The 14,972-nt window shown below is 61.1% G+C and carries 14 protein-coding genes; 9 read left to right on the top strand and 5 right to left on the bottom strand.

Going from position 1 to position 14,972, the window contains the following annotated elements; genetic code table 11:
• Positions 1-24 precede the first annotated feature (24 nt).
• The 4 genes from ctaD to ABIE33_RS23535 are packed head-to-tail and all read left to right on the top strand — an operon-like array spanning position 25 to position 3,591.
• Positions 25-1,803, top strand: a complete 1,779-nt coding sequence (ctaD, locus tag ABIE33_RS23550; RefSeq protein WP_429130191.1) for a cytochrome c oxidase subunit I — start codon at positions 25-27, stop codon at positions 1,801-1,803.
• The gene (locus ABIE33_RS23545) at positions 1,800-2,504 is read left to right on the top strand and encodes a cytochrome c oxidase subunit 3 (RefSeq protein ID WP_429130189.1); all 705 of its coding nucleotides are present in this window, start codon (positions 1,800-1,802) and stop codon (positions 2,502-2,504) included. Before ctaD ends, ABIE33_RS23545 begins: the two co-directional genes overlap by 4 nt.
• Positions 2,505-2,514: 10 nt before the next feature.
• Positions 2,515-3,237, top strand: coding sequence for a heme-copper oxidase subunit III family protein (locus tag ABIE33_RS23540; RefSeq protein WP_429130187.1), 723 nt, complete (start codon positions 2,515-2,517; stop codon positions 3,235-3,237).
• 9 nt (positions 3,238-3,246) lie between these two features.
• Complete coding sequence (locus ABIE33_RS23535) at positions 3,247-3,591, top strand: cytochrome C oxidase subunit IV family protein (RefSeq protein WP_429130186.1); 345 nt, start codon at positions 3,247-3,249, stop codon at positions 3,589-3,591.
• Between the two features lie 326 nt (positions 3,592-3,917).
• On the opposite strand, the gene ABIE33_RS23530 is transcribed toward ABIE33_RS23535, so the two are convergent.
• The 3 genes from ABIE33_RS23530 to ABIE33_RS23520 are packed head-to-tail and all read right to left on the bottom strand — an operon-like array spanning position 3,918 to position 7,599.
• On the bottom strand, positions 3,918-5,150 hold the full coding sequence (locus tag ABIE33_RS23530) for a hypothetical protein (protein WP_429130184.1): 1,233 nt from the start codon (positions 5,148-5,150) through the stop codon (positions 3,918-3,920).
• A 6-nt stretch (positions 5,151-5,156) separates the two neighbouring features.
• Complete coding sequence (locus tag ABIE33_RS23525) at positions 5,157-6,113, bottom strand: DUF2950 domain-containing protein (protein ID WP_429130182.1); 957 nt, start codon at positions 6,111-6,113, stop codon at positions 5,157-5,159.
• Positions 6,114-6,138: 25 nt separating this feature from the next.
• Positions 6,139-7,599 (bottom strand): DUF3300 domain-containing protein, encoded by a 1,461-nt coding sequence (locus ABIE33_RS23520; RefSeq protein WP_429130180.1) that lies wholly within the window; start codon positions 7,597-7,599, stop codon positions 6,139-6,141.
• Between the two features lie 370 nt (positions 7,600-7,969).
• Between ABIE33_RS23520 and ABIE33_RS23515 the strand changes: the two genes are divergently transcribed.
• The 5 genes from ABIE33_RS23515 (at position 7,970) to ABIE33_RS23495 (ending at position 13,732) form a co-directional block, all read left to right on the top strand.
• The gene (locus ABIE33_RS23515) at positions 7,970-9,052 is read left to right on the top strand and encodes a hypothetical protein (RefSeq protein WP_429130178.1); all 1,083 of its coding nucleotides are present in this window, start codon (positions 7,970-7,972) and stop codon (positions 9,050-9,052) included.
• Positions 9,053-9,428: 376 nt separating this feature from the next.
• Complete coding sequence (locus ABIE33_RS23510; RefSeq protein WP_429130176.1) at positions 9,429-10,052, top strand: PE-PGRS family protein; 624 nt, start codon at positions 9,429-9,431, stop codon at positions 10,050-10,052.
• 99 nt (positions 10,053-10,151) lie between these two features.
• Positions 10,152-11,867, top strand: a complete 1,716-nt coding sequence (locus tag ABIE33_RS23505; RefSeq protein ID WP_429130174.1) for a type I secretion system permease/ATPase — start codon at positions 10,152-10,154, stop codon at positions 11,865-11,867.
• A gap of 15 nt (positions 11,868-11,882) precedes the next feature.
• Positions 11,883-13,325 carry an HlyD family type I secretion periplasmic adaptor subunit gene (locus ABIE33_RS23500; protein WP_429130173.1) on the top strand — a complete coding sequence of 481 codons (1,443 nt, stop codon included), beginning with the start codon at positions 11,883-11,885 and terminating at the stop codon, positions 13,323-13,325.
• A gap of 137 nt (positions 13,326-13,462) precedes the next feature.
• Complete coding sequence (locus ABIE33_RS23495; RefSeq protein WP_429130172.1) at positions 13,463-13,732, top strand: transposase; 270 nt, start codon at positions 13,463-13,465, stop codon at positions 13,730-13,732.
• Between the two features lie 8 nt (positions 13,733-13,740).
• Here ABIE33_RS23495 and ABIE33_RS23490 read toward each other — a convergent pair whose 3' ends face one another.
• Both ABIE33_RS23490 and ABIE33_RS23485 read right to left on the bottom strand, forming a co-directional pair.
• Positions 13,741-14,478: a LuxR C-terminal-related transcriptional regulator gene (locus ABIE33_RS23490; RefSeq protein WP_429130170.1), complete on the bottom strand. Its 738-nt coding sequence runs from the start codon at positions 14,476-14,478 to the stop codon at positions 13,741-13,743.
• 64 nt (positions 14,479-14,542) lie between these two features.
• A partial coding sequence (locus ABIE33_RS23485; RefSeq protein ID WP_429130168.1) for a hypothetical protein occupies positions 14,543-14,972 on the bottom strand: 430 nt, incomplete at its 5' end.

Raw genomic sequence — 14,972 nt, 5'->3', positions numbered from 1 at the left:
ACGGCAATTGTTGGGAGAGTTTAGATGGTCGACATCCGGTCAGGCACAGATGGCGCGCTCGGACACGCCGAGGTGGAGGATGTTGAACTCTACCATCCCCACAGCTGGTGGACGCGCTATGTCTTCAGCCAGGACGCCAAGATCATCGCCGTGCAATATGCCTCGACCGCCATCGCCATCGGCATGGTTGCGCTGGTTCTTTCCTGGCTGATGCGCCTGCAGCTGGGCTTTCCGGGCGCCTTCGCCTTCATCGACGCCGAGCGCTACTACCAGTTCATCACCATGCACGGCATGATCATGGTGATCTATCTGCTGACCGCGCTGTTTCTCGGCGGCTTCGGCAACTACCTGATCCCGCTGATGCTCGGCGCACGCGACATGGTGTTTCCCTACGCCAACATGCTGAGCTACTGGATCTATCTGCTTGCCGTGCTCGTGCTGGCCGCAAGCTTCTTTGCACCCGGCGGACCGACCGGAGCCGGCTGGACGCTCTATCCGCCGCAGGCCGTGCTTTCGGGCACACCCGGAGGCAAGGACTGGGGCATTCTGCTGATGCTCTCCTCGCTCATCCTCTTCATCATCGGCTTCACCATGGGCGGGCTCAACTATGTGGTCACGGTGCTCCAGGGCCGCGCGCGCGGCATGACCCTGATGCGCATGCCGCTGACGATCTGGGGCATCTTCACCGCGACGGTGATGGCGCTGCTCGCCTTCCCCGCCCTCTTCGTCGCCTGCGTCATGATGATGTTCGACCGGGTGCTCGGCACCAGCTTCTTCATGCCGGCGATCGTCGAGATGGGCGAACAGCTGCAGCATGGCGGCGGCAGCCCGATCCTGTTCCAGCATCTCTTCTGGTTCTTCGGCCACCCCGAAGTCTACATCGTCGCCCTTCCCGCCTTCGGCATCGTCTCCGATCTCATCAGCACCCATGCCCGCAAGAACATCTTCGGCTACCGCATGATGGTCTGGGCGATCGTCGTCATCGGCGCGCTCTCCTTCGTCGTCTGGGCGCACCATATGTATGTCAGCGGCATGAACCCCTATTTCGGCTTCTTCTTCGCGACGACCACGCTAATCATTGCCGTGCCGACAGCACTCAAGGTCTATAACTGGGTGCTGACGCTGTGGCGCGGCGATATCCATCTCAACCTGCCGATGCTCTTTGCGCTCGGCTTCATCGTCACTTTCGTCAATGGCGGCCTGACGGGCCTGTTCCTCGGCAATGTCGTGGTCGACGTGCCGCTTTCCGATACGATGTTCGTGGTTGCGCATTTCCATATGGTCATGGGTGTCGCGCCGATCCTCGTCATCTTCGGCGCCATCTATCACTGGTATCCGAAGGTCACCGGGCGCATGCTCAACGAGGCGATGGGCCAGCTTCACTTCTGGGTCACCTTCGTCGGCGCTTACCTCATCTTCTTCCCGATGCACTATCTCGGCCTGATCGGCATGCCCCGGCGCTACTACGAGATGGGCGAAACCGCCTTCGTCCCGGCCTCGGCCCATACGCTCAACGAGTTCATCACCATCGTTGCCCTCATCGTCGGCGCAGCGCAAATCGTCTTCCTCTTCAATCTCGTCTGGAGCATCCGCCACGGCCGCGATGCCGGCGGCAACCCCTGGCGGGCAACGACGCTCGAATGGCAGACGCCGGAAACGCCGCCACGCCATGGCAACTGGGGCAAGGATCTGCCGGTGGTCTATCGCTGGGCCTATGACTACAGCGTGCCGGGCGCGCCGGAGGATTTCATCCCGCAGAACCAGCCCGGCCCCGACAACCTGACGCGGGAGACCGCGACATGAGCGTCACGCTGATCTTCCTCGCCGTCATTGCGGCGATCGCCGGATGGTGGCTGTCGCAGCAGCGGATGATGTCGAAGCCTTGGCTGGAGGTCGGCCATCACCACGACCCGCGCCCACAGGGCCGGCACCCGATCGAACCCGCTAAACTCGGCCTCGGCGTCTTCCTCGCCGTGGTCGGCGCACTGTTCACGTTGTTCATCAGCGCCTACTTCATGCGCATGGCATCGACCGACTGGTGGTCGACGCCGATGCCGAACCTTCTCTGGCTGAACACGGCGGTGCTTGCGGCCGGAAGCCTGATGCTCCATGTCGCCAAGGTATCGGCCGAACGACACCGCGACGATGCCAGTCGCACGGCTCTCATCGCCGCCCTTGCCTTGGGCCTCGCCTTCCTCGTCGGCCAGGTCTTCGCCTGGCGCGAACTCACCGATGCCGGGTACCTTCTCACGGGCAACGCCGCCAACAGCTTCTTCTACATGATCACCGGCATGCACGGCCTGCACATCGTCGGCGGCCTGATTGCACTTGCCCGCACCATTCTCGCCACGCGCAAGGCGCCGATCGACGAAAAGGCGACCCTGTCGATCACGCTCTGCGCCACCTATTGGCATTTCATGCTCGCTGTCTGGCTCGTGCTGTTTGCGCTGTTTTCCGGCTGGGCCAACGACTTCATCGACCTCTGCCGGCAAATCTTGACCTAGGAGCCGTCCCATGTCCGCGCCGACACACGCACCTGTCACAGAGCCCTTGCCACGACCCTCGGGTCTCGCCGGCTTTGCCGCCGATTGGGCATCGGATCAGCGCACCTTCAAGAATGTCTCCTGGGGAAAGGCCATGATGTGGATCTTTCTCTTGAGCGACACCTTCGTCTTCGGCTGCTTCCTCATCGCCTACATGTCGGCGCGCATGTCGACCGCCGTTCCCTGGCCTAACCCGAGCGAGGTCTTCGCGCTGCATATTGGCGGTTCGGACGTCCCCCTGATCCTGATCGCCATCATGACCTTCGTGCTGATTTCATCGAGCGGCACCATGGCGATGGCGGTCAACTACGGCTATCGCCGCGACCGGCGCAAGACTGCGGCCCTTATGCTGCTGACGGCGCTCTTCGGCGCCACATTCGTCGGCATGCAGGCCTTCGAATGGACCAAACTGATCTCCGAAGGCGTACGCCCCTGGGGCAACCCGTGGGGTGCGCCCCAATTCGGCTCCACCTTCTTCATGATCACCGGCTTCCACGGAACGCACGTGACGATCGGCGTCATCTTCCTCTTGATCATCGCGCGCAAGGTCTGGCGCGGCGACTTCGAAACGGGCAAGCGCGGCTTTTTCACCAGCCGCAAGGGGCAATACGAGATCGTCGAAATCACCGGCCTTTACTGGCACTTTGTCGACCTCGTCTGGGTCTTCATCTTCGCATTCTTCTATCTCTGGTGAGGAACGACCATGACTGACGCACCGGCACATATCGCGGTCAAAGAGCACCAACAACACCCGATCGGTCTCTATCTGCTGGTCTGGGGCCTGCTTTTCGTGCTCAGCGCCTTCTCATACATGGTCGATTACGTCGGCCTGCAGGGCTATCTCAGATGGTCGCTGATCCTCATCTTCATGATGCTGAAGGCGGGGCTCATCGTTGCCGTTTTCATGCATATGGCCTGGGAACGTCTGGCGTTAATCTACGCGATCCTGCTGCCGCCGCTTCTGGTGCTGGTTTTCGTCGCGCTGATGGTATCGGAATCGCACTACGTGCTCTTCAGCCGCCTCACCTTTTTCGGCGCCGCGCCCTAAAGCATTTCCCGGAAAAGTGCGAGGCAGTTTTCCGTGAGGAATGCTTGGAAATAAAGAGATCGAGCGTTTCTGTGGCTCAGTTAAACACGGAAACGCTCCAAAGCGCGTCGCGATCTCTACAGCGCCGCGCGTCTTATCAGACGCGCAAAGGTCGCTGTAGCACCTTGAATTGCTGCATGTTTTTATCCTTAAATCGGCTACGATTTAAGGAACCATGCAGTAGTATCCGCTTGCTGTGCCTTTAGCTCTTGTTTTTGCGCATGTCGTTATCGCAAAACCGCGGCGCACTTTTGCGCGACATGCTCCACGCTGCGGCCAGGAACCGCTCACAGCAGCAGCAGCTTCTTGAGCACGGAGAAGACTTCCTTATAGGGAAGAATGGTGACGCCGGCAGCGGCGATCGGTAGGAGTGCAGCTGCGGCCACCGGCACGACCGCCGTCCTGCTCAACAGCATTGCCGACAGCTTGCGCGTCGTTTCAAACTGTTTCGTCGGATCGGTAATGTCGTCCGCCTGCTGCGCCTCGTCGGTGCTTGCTGCTACGACATTGGTCCCCAGGATCTTGCGCTCGTTTGAACGGTGATAGCGTGTCGCCTGTGTCCCCAGCATCAGCAGGCTGCGCTCCTTCAACTGCCCAAGCGGCTTCGAGAAGGCCGATAGCGGATAGGCAAAGAGCGCAAGCACGATCACCAGCCAGCCGGTTGCGATCATGCTGAAGGTGGTGGTCGTCAGGCTCTCCTGGAGCAGATGCTTGGCGATCGCCGCGCCGATCGCGGCACTGATACCGAAAATGAAGAGAACATAGGCATTGGGATAACTAGCAAGAAACGAGAGCCCGCCATTGCCGTCTGGATGGGTCGCGACAAGCCGGAGTTCCAGTCGAGCGATCCGGCGCAGAAGCTGCGCCCAGACGAGATGTCGCCACAGGCCGCGCAGCAACAGGAACACGAACAGCGGCTGGCTGACGATAATCGTCCACCAGCCGGCCGCAGTGATCCGCTGCCCCTCCGCGGAGACGTCGACCGCCCAGGATGCGACACCCGACGTGCGCATGTTGAGGTAAGCGAACAAGGCGGCGAGAAGCGCCAGACCGAGGCAGACTGCCTCCGCCAGCCGCGAGTCGCGGCGTGCAAGCGCAACTGTCACGGCGTCGCCAAATGCGGTCACCGAGCCGGGCGCAACGATGGGAGCCTTCAGGAACTGCCCGAGCTTGATGTGCAGTCCGTGCTCGACCTGCTGCTCGGCCAGCACAAAAGCGCCGACGCCGATCGCAAACCTGCCCCATACGCCCAGATCACCGAGATAGGAGCCTGGCGCATCGGCAGACAGAAAGCTGCGCGGAAGCCCAAGCAGCAATGGCACCAGCCAGGCGAGCGCCACGAACAGCAGCGCGCGCCGCCCCGTCTTCAGCGCATGTTCGCGTAGAAGCCCGAGCCGGCGTTGCAATTCGAAAAACGGCCCGCCATGAGCGGCGAGATACTCGCCTGGCGGCAGATCGCGGCGCGGCGACGTCGCCGCCACCTGCTCGGCACTCTTGCGAGCCTTGTCTTCGATACCCAATCGCGCTCAATCCTCGGTGATGGTCCAGTTGTCGTTGGGATTGAACTGCTTGATATCGCGCGCCATCGTGTCGGTGCCCGCCCCGAGATCCGCCTGATAGACGATGCCGTTCCGGTTGACGACGAAGGTATGAACGCCGGTCTCGCCGTATTTCACCGGCCAGGCCACGAGCCCGAAGCCTGCGATCATGTTGCCATTGATGACATAATCATAGGAGCCGCCGGCGATGTTTCCGCCCTGACGTGTCAGGATCTTGAAGCGGTACCCATAGTAGCCCTCGTTGGCCTTGGCCTTGTCCAACTGGGCTTGTGAAAGATCGCCTGCGGGACTGTCGCCATCCCCCTGCTCTGCGGGCCAATAGAGACCATCCGTCTTCCCGTCGCTCGAAATCAGCTTCTGGGCATATTCGAACACGCCATCGCCGTCATGATCTTCCTGGGTGTATTCCTCCTGCGCGTCCACATAGGCTCGCACCGTGTTGATCGCCTCGAGCTCATTCTCACCGACGCGGCGATTGATGATCTCTTCGATCCCGGCATAGGTGTCGAAAGCCCACTTGCCGTCTTCTCCCTTGACAATCGGGAAGGGCAAGGGCCAGAGCTGGTCGCCGATCGCGACGATCTTGTTGTCGCCGGCATCCGTCAGGGCTACCTTCTTGACGGCGCCTGCCTTGATCTGTTCGTAGGTGTTCATCACCCCCTCGCCCGTTTTCAGCTTTTCGGCATCAAGGCCGAGCAACGTGGCAAGTTTGCCGAAGTCGCTCGAACTCATTGCATCCTTGAAAGCTGCAAGCGCCTTGTCGGGGTCGTCGAAGGTAGGAGGATCGGTCTCCGAGATATAGTCTGTAAGGTCTGTCGGCTGGCTCTCCGCCGCCAACGTCACTCCAGCGTAGGCCGACAGGCCGAGCAGCAGCAGCCCGACACCCGAACGGAAAATCATGCTCTGACGATGATACTTGGTCATGACCATACCCTCCCGTTTCACGCGCTCAACGACGACGCCCGCCACCACCGCGTCCACCACCATGACGAGCCCCACCGCCGCCGCCGTGCCGGGCCATGGACCGTCCGCCACCACCGCCGTGTCCAATGGACCGATGCGGCGCGCGCCCGCTACGGGCGCCCCCGCCGAGTGCCTGCCCGCCGCGCCGCGACTGGATATGTGTCACCTTGCCGGGACGCACTTCCCCGAGCCCTGACGGTTTGCGCGGACGTTTGTCGACCTTGCCTGCCGGACGCGGCTTGCTCGCCGGCCGATTGATCTTGCCGCCTGAGCCCGCGCCGGGTCTTGAGACATTGCCGGCTCGCTTTGCCGCCGCGGCAGCACCGGCCTGCCTGTTGCCCTGTCCGGCATTCGGCCTTGCACTCCCCGGCCGGTCCTTCGCGCCATCGAGCTTGTTGGCCCGAACATCCTTCAGATCCTTGAAGGAACCCGTGTCGACCTTCTGCCGCAAGCTTGCACTCGCATTGCTTCGAGTGAGCTTGGCCTTGTCGCGGATATTGTTGTGACCGCTGGTTTCGAGCCTGTTTTTCATGTTCGATCGGTCGAGCTTGGCGAACTGGCTCTTGTCGATGTTGATCTTGCTGCGGTCGACATTCTTCCAGTCGATGTCGTTGAACTTGACCTTGCCGTTGATATCGATGTCGTTGAAGCAACGGTTGCAGTCGACGTCGATGTCGCCGTCAAACCGCCCGCCCCAGACACCCCAATCGTCCCAATCCACAATGGCACCGAACACCGCTCCCGTCACAGCACCGGCAAAGAAGGTCGCCATTGGATAGTAATAGTTCGGATAAGGCTCCGGATAGTAGTCCAGCGGCTCCATCGCGTAATTCGGAACATAGAGCATTTCAGGCTCGTATTGCGGCACGTAGATCTTTTCCGGATTGGCCGCCTGAATGATGACGTTGTCGTTCTCCTGAACGACCTTCATCTTGTCGTCGGTCTTGAGCACGCCTGAAGCGACCGCCTTGTCACGCAATTGCTGAATGGCGATCAGCACGTCCTTTTGCTGATAGGCCATCGCGTCAGACAGGGACTGCGTCCAATCGATATCCTCGCTCATCATTTTCACGATATCGGGATAGTTCAGGAGTGAAACGACGCTGCCGTCCCAAGTGTCCTTGGGCTTCAGGTCCTTGTTCTTCTTGAGGTTATCAAGATAGCGCTCAGCCTCGACGATCTGCAGTGGAAAGAGGGAAGCCGACGCTATCAGCGCGACCAACTCGTCGGGATAGAGCGCGATACGGGCCACGAGGATTTCGAGTTCGTCTTCGCTGAGCGGCTCCGGCTTGTCCGCATCGGCCTGCTGGGCGGCCGAAGGATCGGCGGCGGCCTGTTGCTGCGCAAATGCACGAAAGTTGTAAGTGTAGGGCTCCGGGATCAGCAAACACACGGTTGCCAGGAAGCAGATCGATCGATGTAAACGGATGACACGCTTGGCTGCCATTTCCCCTCCCGATCGGACGCGCTGTGGCGTCACCTGTCTTGTCTGCTGGTGCGTAGGTCTCTATCTGCCTGTCTGCTGGTCTCATATGTTGGCAGCGCTTCGGCCACCGCAAGTATTGGCGGATACTACTGCAAAAGCTCTTTGTTTTTCAATGCACAAATGATGACCGCCCGACAGCACATGCCATAGGTTGTGCCAAGTTGGCGCCACGGGCCTACGGCCAAACGGCTAGATCCCGCCCAATTGGATGTAGACGAATTACAGGCTCTTCTTTTCCAGCATCTGGCTCCAGAATAGCGGTTTAATGCGGACCCATGTCCTGCGCGATATCGCAGGGCGCCGGGCTGAACCGTGGATTGGAGAAACGGCAATGACGGAAAATCGTCCCTTGTCGGAAGCGGCGCCGAATGCGAACACCAATCAGAACACGGTCGCGACCGCTGCCGGCGGGCATCTCGCGCTGGTCCCCACCTGGCTTCCCCTCGATCTCGTTCCCGATCCGGACCACAATTCGGCCGGAAGCGGCGGCAATGGAACAAGCATCGGTACCCTCGACAGCAATACGCTCGCCGTCTTCATGCCCTCCAATGCCGCCATCACCGGCCCGCATTCGGCCGCGGATGCGCAGCAAGGCAATGACGCACTGATCAACCAGCACGCCACCGAAATGGCCGGCATGGGAGGCGACGGCGGCAGCGACAACCTTGCGGGTAGCGGCGGCGGCAATGCCGGCGGCGGCGGTCACGGCACTTTCCTCGGCAGCCTGGTGAGCACGGACGTGGGGGTATTTGCCCCGGTGAACACCGCCGTTGCAGCGGGACCGGGATCGACAGCCACGGCCAACCAGGCCAACAATGCGGCAATGTTGCAAGGCGCCACCCAGATCGGCGGCATCGGCGGATCGGGCGGCGATCACAACATTGCCGGCGGCGGCACATCCGCCAACCATGGGACATCCATCACCTTCACCGGCGACAACTTCGCCGGACACGGCGGCGATGGCACCTTCATCGGCAGCATGATCGATGTGAACGTGGCGGTGTTTTCGCCGATCAACATCGCCGTCGGAGCCGCCGGCGGAGCCGCCTCGGCTCACCAGACCAACAACGCCATCTTCGATCAGGGCGGCGTGCAGATCGCCGGTATCGGCGGCGCCGGCGGTGGCTTCAACCTGTCGTCCGACACGATCTTCACCGGCGGCCAGATGGCCGGCGGCGGCGGGTCCGGTTACTCGAACGGCAGCATGGTCGATGTCAGCATCGGCTATTTCCACCCGATCAACATCGCGGTGCCGGCCGGTGGCACGGCCGATGCCCAGCAGCTTGATCACGTGCTCTTCGACCAACACGCGCTGCAGATGGCTGGTGTCGGCGGCCTTGGCGGTGAAGGCAATCTGTCGGATGCCCATTCCGCGCTCGTGGACGATATTCTCAGCCTCGTCGACGGAATCTGAAGTCGGGCAGCTCGCCCAGCTCGTCTCGAACCTGCCTCGCAATGACCTTCAAAACGCACCCGCACTCGGGTGCGTTTGTCTGTCTCGGATACCATGCGCCCCCGCATAGAGCGTTTCCGTCTTAAACTGGGTCATACGGACGCTCCATTTTTTGCCTTTTCGCATTCCTGCGGAAGACCGCTTCGGACTTTTCCTGGAAAGGCTCTGCCCAGAGCCCCATACCCCGCCCAAAGGGACGTCCCCGAATATCCAGCTAGTTCGGACGCTCGATAGCGCGCACCATTCAATCGCGGTTACCCCGTCTGCCACACGGTATCGCTGGCACCGAACCGCTCAAGAGAACACGGGGGGTCACGATACGTAGAGGAGCAACGCTATGCCTATTCCGCAAGCATCTGACACGATCAACCTCAGCGACTCCAATGCTGGCGACGCAAGCGCCGGCAATGGCGGTGACGGTTTCAACTATGGTGATATTCACTACAATCCGGTCGCCTATGTCGCCAATTCACAAACAGTAGAAGGTGCCTACACCAAGCTCTACAACGGCGATCATGTCTGGCAGGATGCCGGATGGGGAACCGGTGACGGCGGCGACGGTGGACTTGCCCAGGCACGGGAAGGCCTGTTGGCTATTCTGACCAACAACGGCTCCGGCGGTGCCGGCGGCGACGCCTATTCCAATGGCGATCAAGGCAACACCAGCGGTGGCAATGTTGCAGCGGTTGCTGCAGACACCACGGCCACGCAGAACACCCAGTTCCTGGCCGACCAGCATGCAACCATTCTCGCCGGCGTCGGCGGTGATGGCGGCGATGGCAACCTGGCAAAGGGCGGCGATATCTCTTCGGCCCTGGTTCACACCAATCCGTACACGGAAACCAAAACGTCAACAGACATAGACACCGACACCACGACCGAAACCACAACGGTCTCGAACGCGCTCGACCATTTCATCAACGCATTCGGATCGATCGACCTCAGCGATCTCGGTTCGTGAATTTGCCATGAGGATCGCCGGTTCCGGCCGACGATCCTCATCTACGCAGCGTCTTGCCAAGCCTTGCCTTGTCAGAATCGATTGCACCGAGATCTGATAATGACAGCCAATTTGACACCCACATCGCGCGAACCGACGCATCTGGTCATGGCCCTCAGGGCCTGCGCCGGCGCCTTTGGTCTCGTCTTCCTCTATAGCTGCGGCTACAATCTCTTTCTGCTCACCCCCTCGATCTATCTGTTGCAGATCTACGATCGCGTGCTGTCGAGCCGCAGCGCCGACACGCTGGTGATGCTGACGCTGATCGTCGCGGTCGCCGTGGTGGTCGGATCGCTGCTGGATATCGTGCGTCGCGCCGCCCTGTCGCGTATCGGCAGCTGGCTCGATCATCGGTTGCGCCCGGTGGTTCTCACCGCCTCCTTCGAATATGGCGCCCGCACCAGCACCGCAGTTGCGACCGATTGCTACAAGGACCTGTCGACGCTCCGGCAGTTTCTGGATTCGCCGGCAAGTTCGCTGCTCTTCGACGTTCCCTGGGCGCCCGTATTCCTGCTGCTGCTGTTTCTCGTCCACCCGCTGCTCGGCGTGATCGGCGTATTGAGCGCCATCGCCCTGTTGCTCCTGGCCGTCCTGACCGAGCTCGCGACCCGGCGCCCGCTTGCCCACGCCAACCGCGCTCTTGCGCGCAGCTACGTGCGCTTTGCGAGCGCCCTCAAATACATTCAGGTGATCCGGGCGATGGGCATGCAGGATGGTGCTGCCCAGATCGTCTACCGCGATGCCGAAGCGGCAAGGAAGGCACAGGACGCCGCGATGCAGCGCACCGAGATCATTCTCGGCCTGTCAAAATCCGTGCGGACGCTCACGCAGATCCTGATGATGGGTGCTGCCACCTGGCTGGTGCTCGAGGAAAACAGCAGTCCGGGCATCATCTTCGTCGCCAGCCTGCTGCTCGGCCGCGGCCTTGCCCCGGTCGAAGGGGCAATCGGCGCCTGGCGCTCCTTTACCTTTGCCCGCAACGCCTTCGAGCGGCTCAATCAGATGCTGATTGCCGTTGCTGCCGACAGCGACGCGCGCATGGTTCCCGTGCCGGAGCCGAGCGGCCTTATCCTCGACAGTGTCGGCTACACCCTGCCCTATGCCGATCGCCAGATATTGCAGGGCGTGACCCTGCGACTCGTGCCGGGCGATTGCGTCGCCCTGATCGGGCCATCGGGATCGGGAAAGTCGACGCTCGGCCGGATCATGGCCGGCGTCGAGGCGGCGTCGAGCGGATGTGCGCTTCTCGGCGGCGTCGATATCTCCGCCCTGCGCCTTTGCGCGGGCACACGCCATGTCGGTTACCTGCCGCAGGATATCGAGCTCTTCGGCGGCGCCGTCAAGGATGTCATCGGTCGGCTGGACGGATCCGACCCCGGCAAGGCCATCGAGGCGGCCAAGCTCGTCGGCTTGCATGAAACGATCATGCGGCTGCCCAAGGGCTACGATACCGATATAGGCGAAGGTGGCGGCCTGCTCCTGCGTGCGCAGCGCCAGCAGCTTGGACTGGCACGCGCCGCCTACGGCAATCCGTCACTGGTTGTGCTCGACGATCCGAATTCGAGCCTCGACTATGACGGCGAGCGCAAGCTATTCACCGCCATATCGCGGATGAGGTCACGCGGCATGATCGTCGTCGTCATCACCCATCGCATGGGTATTCTGCCTGTCACCAACAAGATCGCCATCCTGCGCAACGGCACGGTCGACGCCTTCGGAGACAGCGAGCAGATCTTCGAAACTCATCTTCAACCTCCGGCGCGGACCGGAACATAGGAGGGGGATGGCGCAATGCTCCCCACACAGATCAACCCGCCTCCATCACGATCCGTTGTTGCTCGCAGCGCGGCCGACCACCTGGCAAAGGCGCAAGGTCAAATCGGCAAGCTGCTGACCTATGCACCGAAGGACGGCCTCGTCCCGATCGAACTCGCCGCCGCCTCGCCGATGTCGCGGCTTCGCTCCGTCGCCCGAACCGGCAATCTGCTGATCGGTTTTTTCGTCATCGGCCTCGGCACCTGGTCAGCATTGGCGCCGCTCACCAGCGCGGCGATCGCCTCCGGGGTCGTCGAACCGGAATCCAGCCGCAAAACCATTCAACATCTGGAAGGCGGCATCATCAGGCAGATCCGGGTGAAGAACGGCGATACGGTCACGTCCGGCCAGGTCCTGATAGACCTGGACGACACCAAGTTCCGCTCGGAGCGCGACAGCCTGCAGGGGCAGCTTTGGGACGCGCAAGCCAGACGCGCACGCCTGCTTGCCGAGCAGGACGATGCCGACAACATAACCTACCCGCCCGAAATGCTGGCCGTCATGGTCGACAATCCCGCAATCAGCGCGATCGTCACCGGCCAGCAGCGGATTTTCGAAACCCGCCGCCAGGTCATGCGCGCCGAGATTGCGATCACGCAAGAAAAGATCAAACAGGTGCAGCAGGAGGTCGTCGGCCTCACCGCCCAGAAGTCGGCGCTGAGCGAACGCGTCGAAATCTCCAGACAGGAATTAGAAACCGTCACGACGTTGACCATCAAGGGGCTGGAAAAGAAGAGCCGTGTGCTCAATCTGAAACGGGAAAAGGCCGATATCAGCGGGCGGGCCGGCGATATCGCCGCCCAGATCTCCCGTGCCTATCAGGTGATCAGCGAAGCCCAGGCCTACCTCGTCAAGCTTCGAAGCGATCGCCTGAACGAGGTGGCGCAAATCATGCGCGAAACGGAGACACAAATCCTGCAACTGAGCGAAAGGTTGCGTGCGATCGACGACCAGCTTGCGAGAACTGCGATCAGGGCGCCTGAGGACGGTGTGATCATGGACTTGCGCGTCCATACAACCGGCGGCGTCATCGGCGCCGGTGAACCGCTTGTCGATCTCGTTCCACGCAAAGGGCGCCTGATCGTCTCCGCCCGCGTCCGGCCAGAGGACATCAATCTCGTGCATCCCGGCCTCGATGCGCAGGTGCATTTGCTCCCCTACAACCAGCGCCGGGTACCGCTGCTGAAGGGCCAGGTCGAATATGTCTCGGCGGACCGCCTGGTCGACAAACAAACCGGCCAATCCTATTACGCCGCAACAATCCACGTCGTTGATGAACGATTGGCCACGATGCGCGAGGTCGAGCTGGTCGCAGGCATGCCGACTCAAACACTGATCGAAACGGGCACGAACAGTGTGGCGCTCTATGCATTGAGACCACTGCTCGACAGTTTCAACAGAGCATTTCGTGAGGACTGACGATGCCTTGGCCGGTGGCTCCGTGCGCGATGCGAATGGAGGCGCCGCTCCATCATTCGCGACGCCCCTTGCATCCTTGGCCTCTTGCATTCTTGGTCACCTGCACCCTTGGCTCGATCCCATTGAAGGATACCATGATGGGCAAGCGAAAATTCGACGACGACGAAATCATGGGCATTCTGAGGGAACATCGGGCCGGCGCGACGGTGGCGGAGGTTTGCCACCGCCATGGCATCAGCGAGCCGACCTTCTACCGCTGGCAATCGTCACAGCTTCGAACCGTCGGCTTCGACGTCGGGCGCTTACGTGCGCTGGAGCAGGAGAACCAGAAGCTCAAGAAACTGCTGGCCGAAGCCATGCTGACGGCCGCGACACTGAGCGAGATGCTGGAGAAGGCCTCGAAATAAGATGGCGACTACGTGATCGCCACTCCGTTGCGCGGCGATGTCCTGCCGCCGAGCCGGGCGACGACCTCTGTGCGATTCTGAACCTGCAGCTTCCGCATGATGTGCTGGAGGTGCATTTTCACGGTGTGCCCCGACAGGTTCAGCTTGCCGGCGATAACCTTGTTGGACGAGCCGCATTGCAACTCAGCCAGAACATCGGCTTCCCGCGGCGTGAAGTCGGCATGAAGGAGATCGTCGCGGCGCGGCCGCCTGGCCTCGGGGTCAGCATCGTCAGGCATTAAATGCAGCGCGGCTCCATCGGCAAAGGTGCCCAGCGGATGCGGACAGAACACACCGCCCGCCAGCACCAGCCTGAGCCCAGCAAGGGCGATCTCGATTGGTAGCGACGTGGTGAAGAAGCCGCGGATGCCCATCTGCAGCGCCTGCGTTGCCATCGAGATATCATCTGTATCCGACAGCAAGGCGATCGGAGCATCGGAGAACCGCTCGGTGATGGCTGCAAGATCGGAGCGCAGACTGCTGCTTCCGACGCCTCTCCCCGCCAGATCCAGCGTAATCAGACGAATGTCCATACCGAGAGCTCTGTCCAGGCTGGCGGTCGAGATCATGTCGATGAAGCTCCACCCCGCAAGTTCGCGCTCGAGCAGCGTGACAATGGCAGTGCGGGCGAGGGTATGCGGTTCGACGACGATACCGGTGGGTGCATTGCGCCCTTTGCGGCGCAGCGTTCCTGAACTGATGGACACGAGCCGACCCCCAGGATGTTTGCAACCTCTAAGACCGGCATATTATGCCCGAACATGCATCATGTCATGAGAAAATGGGGATTAATCCGATCGGACCAATCTCGGCAAGCCACTGACAACAAATGATTTTTTTAAGCGCACTCACTGACATTGGGCGCTGTAACATATCTTGAGTAGTAAAATACGCGCAGTTCGTTGTGACGATGATCGAAAGCCTATCACCGGCGCCGTCACAATTTTGCAACCGAGTTCGGCAACACGCCGCCCTCGTTTTGTCGAAGCGGACGCTGAACTGGCCTGCTGCCGCGTCCGGCAACTCCTTCCACCCGGCCATTGCTTTGTTCTGCCTCAGAACGACAAAAAGCCCGCGGGTTTTCACCTGGCGGGCTTTTTGTTTGATTTGGTTGCGGTGGCAGGATTTGTGGTTTTCTGTCCCACGGCGTCGGCTTTTGCCTCCTTGCGGGCCGCTGACGAGGCGATCACCTCCTCGGCCT

It is taken from the genome of Ensifer sp. 4252, from assembly GCF_050434565.1.
Classification (GTDB): Bacteria; Pseudomonadota; Alphaproteobacteria; order Rhizobiales; family Rhizobiaceae; genus Ensifer.
This window is presented reverse-complemented; position numbering and strand designations above follow the sequence as displayed.

Bases quoted from the DNA above. Each gene is read 5' to 3' on its own strand.
- ctaD (WP_429130191.1), top strand. From the start codon at position 25: ATGGTCGACATCCGGTCAGGCACAGATGGCGCGCTCGGACACGCCGAG.
- ABIE33_RS23545 (WP_429130189.1), top strand. From the start codon at position 1,800: ATGAGCGTCACGCTGATCTTCCTCGCCGTCATTGCGGCGATCGCCGGA.
- ABIE33_RS23540 (WP_429130187.1), top strand. From the start codon at position 2,515: ATGTCCGCGCCGACACACGCACCTGTCACAGAGCCCTTGCCACGACCC.
- ABIE33_RS23535 (WP_429130186.1), top strand. From the start codon at position 3,247: ATGACTGACGCACCGGCACATATCGCGGTCAAAGAGCACCAACAACAC.
- ABIE33_RS23525 (WP_429130182.1), bottom strand. From the start codon at position 6,113: ATGACCAAGTATCATCGTCAGAGCATGATTTTCCGTTCGGGTGTCGGG.
- ABIE33_RS23520 (WP_429130180.1), bottom strand. From the start codon at position 7,599: ATGGCAGCCAAGCGTGTCATCCGTTTACATCGATCGATCTGCTTCCTG.
- ABIE33_RS23515 (WP_429130178.1), top strand. From the start codon at position 7,970: ATGACGGAAAATCGTCCCTTGTCGGAAGCGGCGCCGAATGCGAACACC.
- ABIE33_RS23510 (WP_429130176.1), top strand. From the start codon at position 9,429: ATGCCTATTCCGCAAGCATCTGACACGATCAACCTCAGCGACTCCAAT.
- ABIE33_RS23505 (WP_429130174.1), top strand. From the start codon at position 10,152: ATGACAGCCAATTTGACACCCACATCGCGCGAACCGACGCATCTGGTC.
- ABIE33_RS23500 (WP_429130173.1), top strand. From the start codon at position 11,883: ATGCTCCCCACACAGATCAACCCGCCTCCATCACGATCCGTTGTTGCT.
- ABIE33_RS23495 (WP_429130172.1), top strand. From the start codon at position 13,463: ATGGGCAAGCGAAAATTCGACGACGACGAAATCATGGGCATTCTGAGG.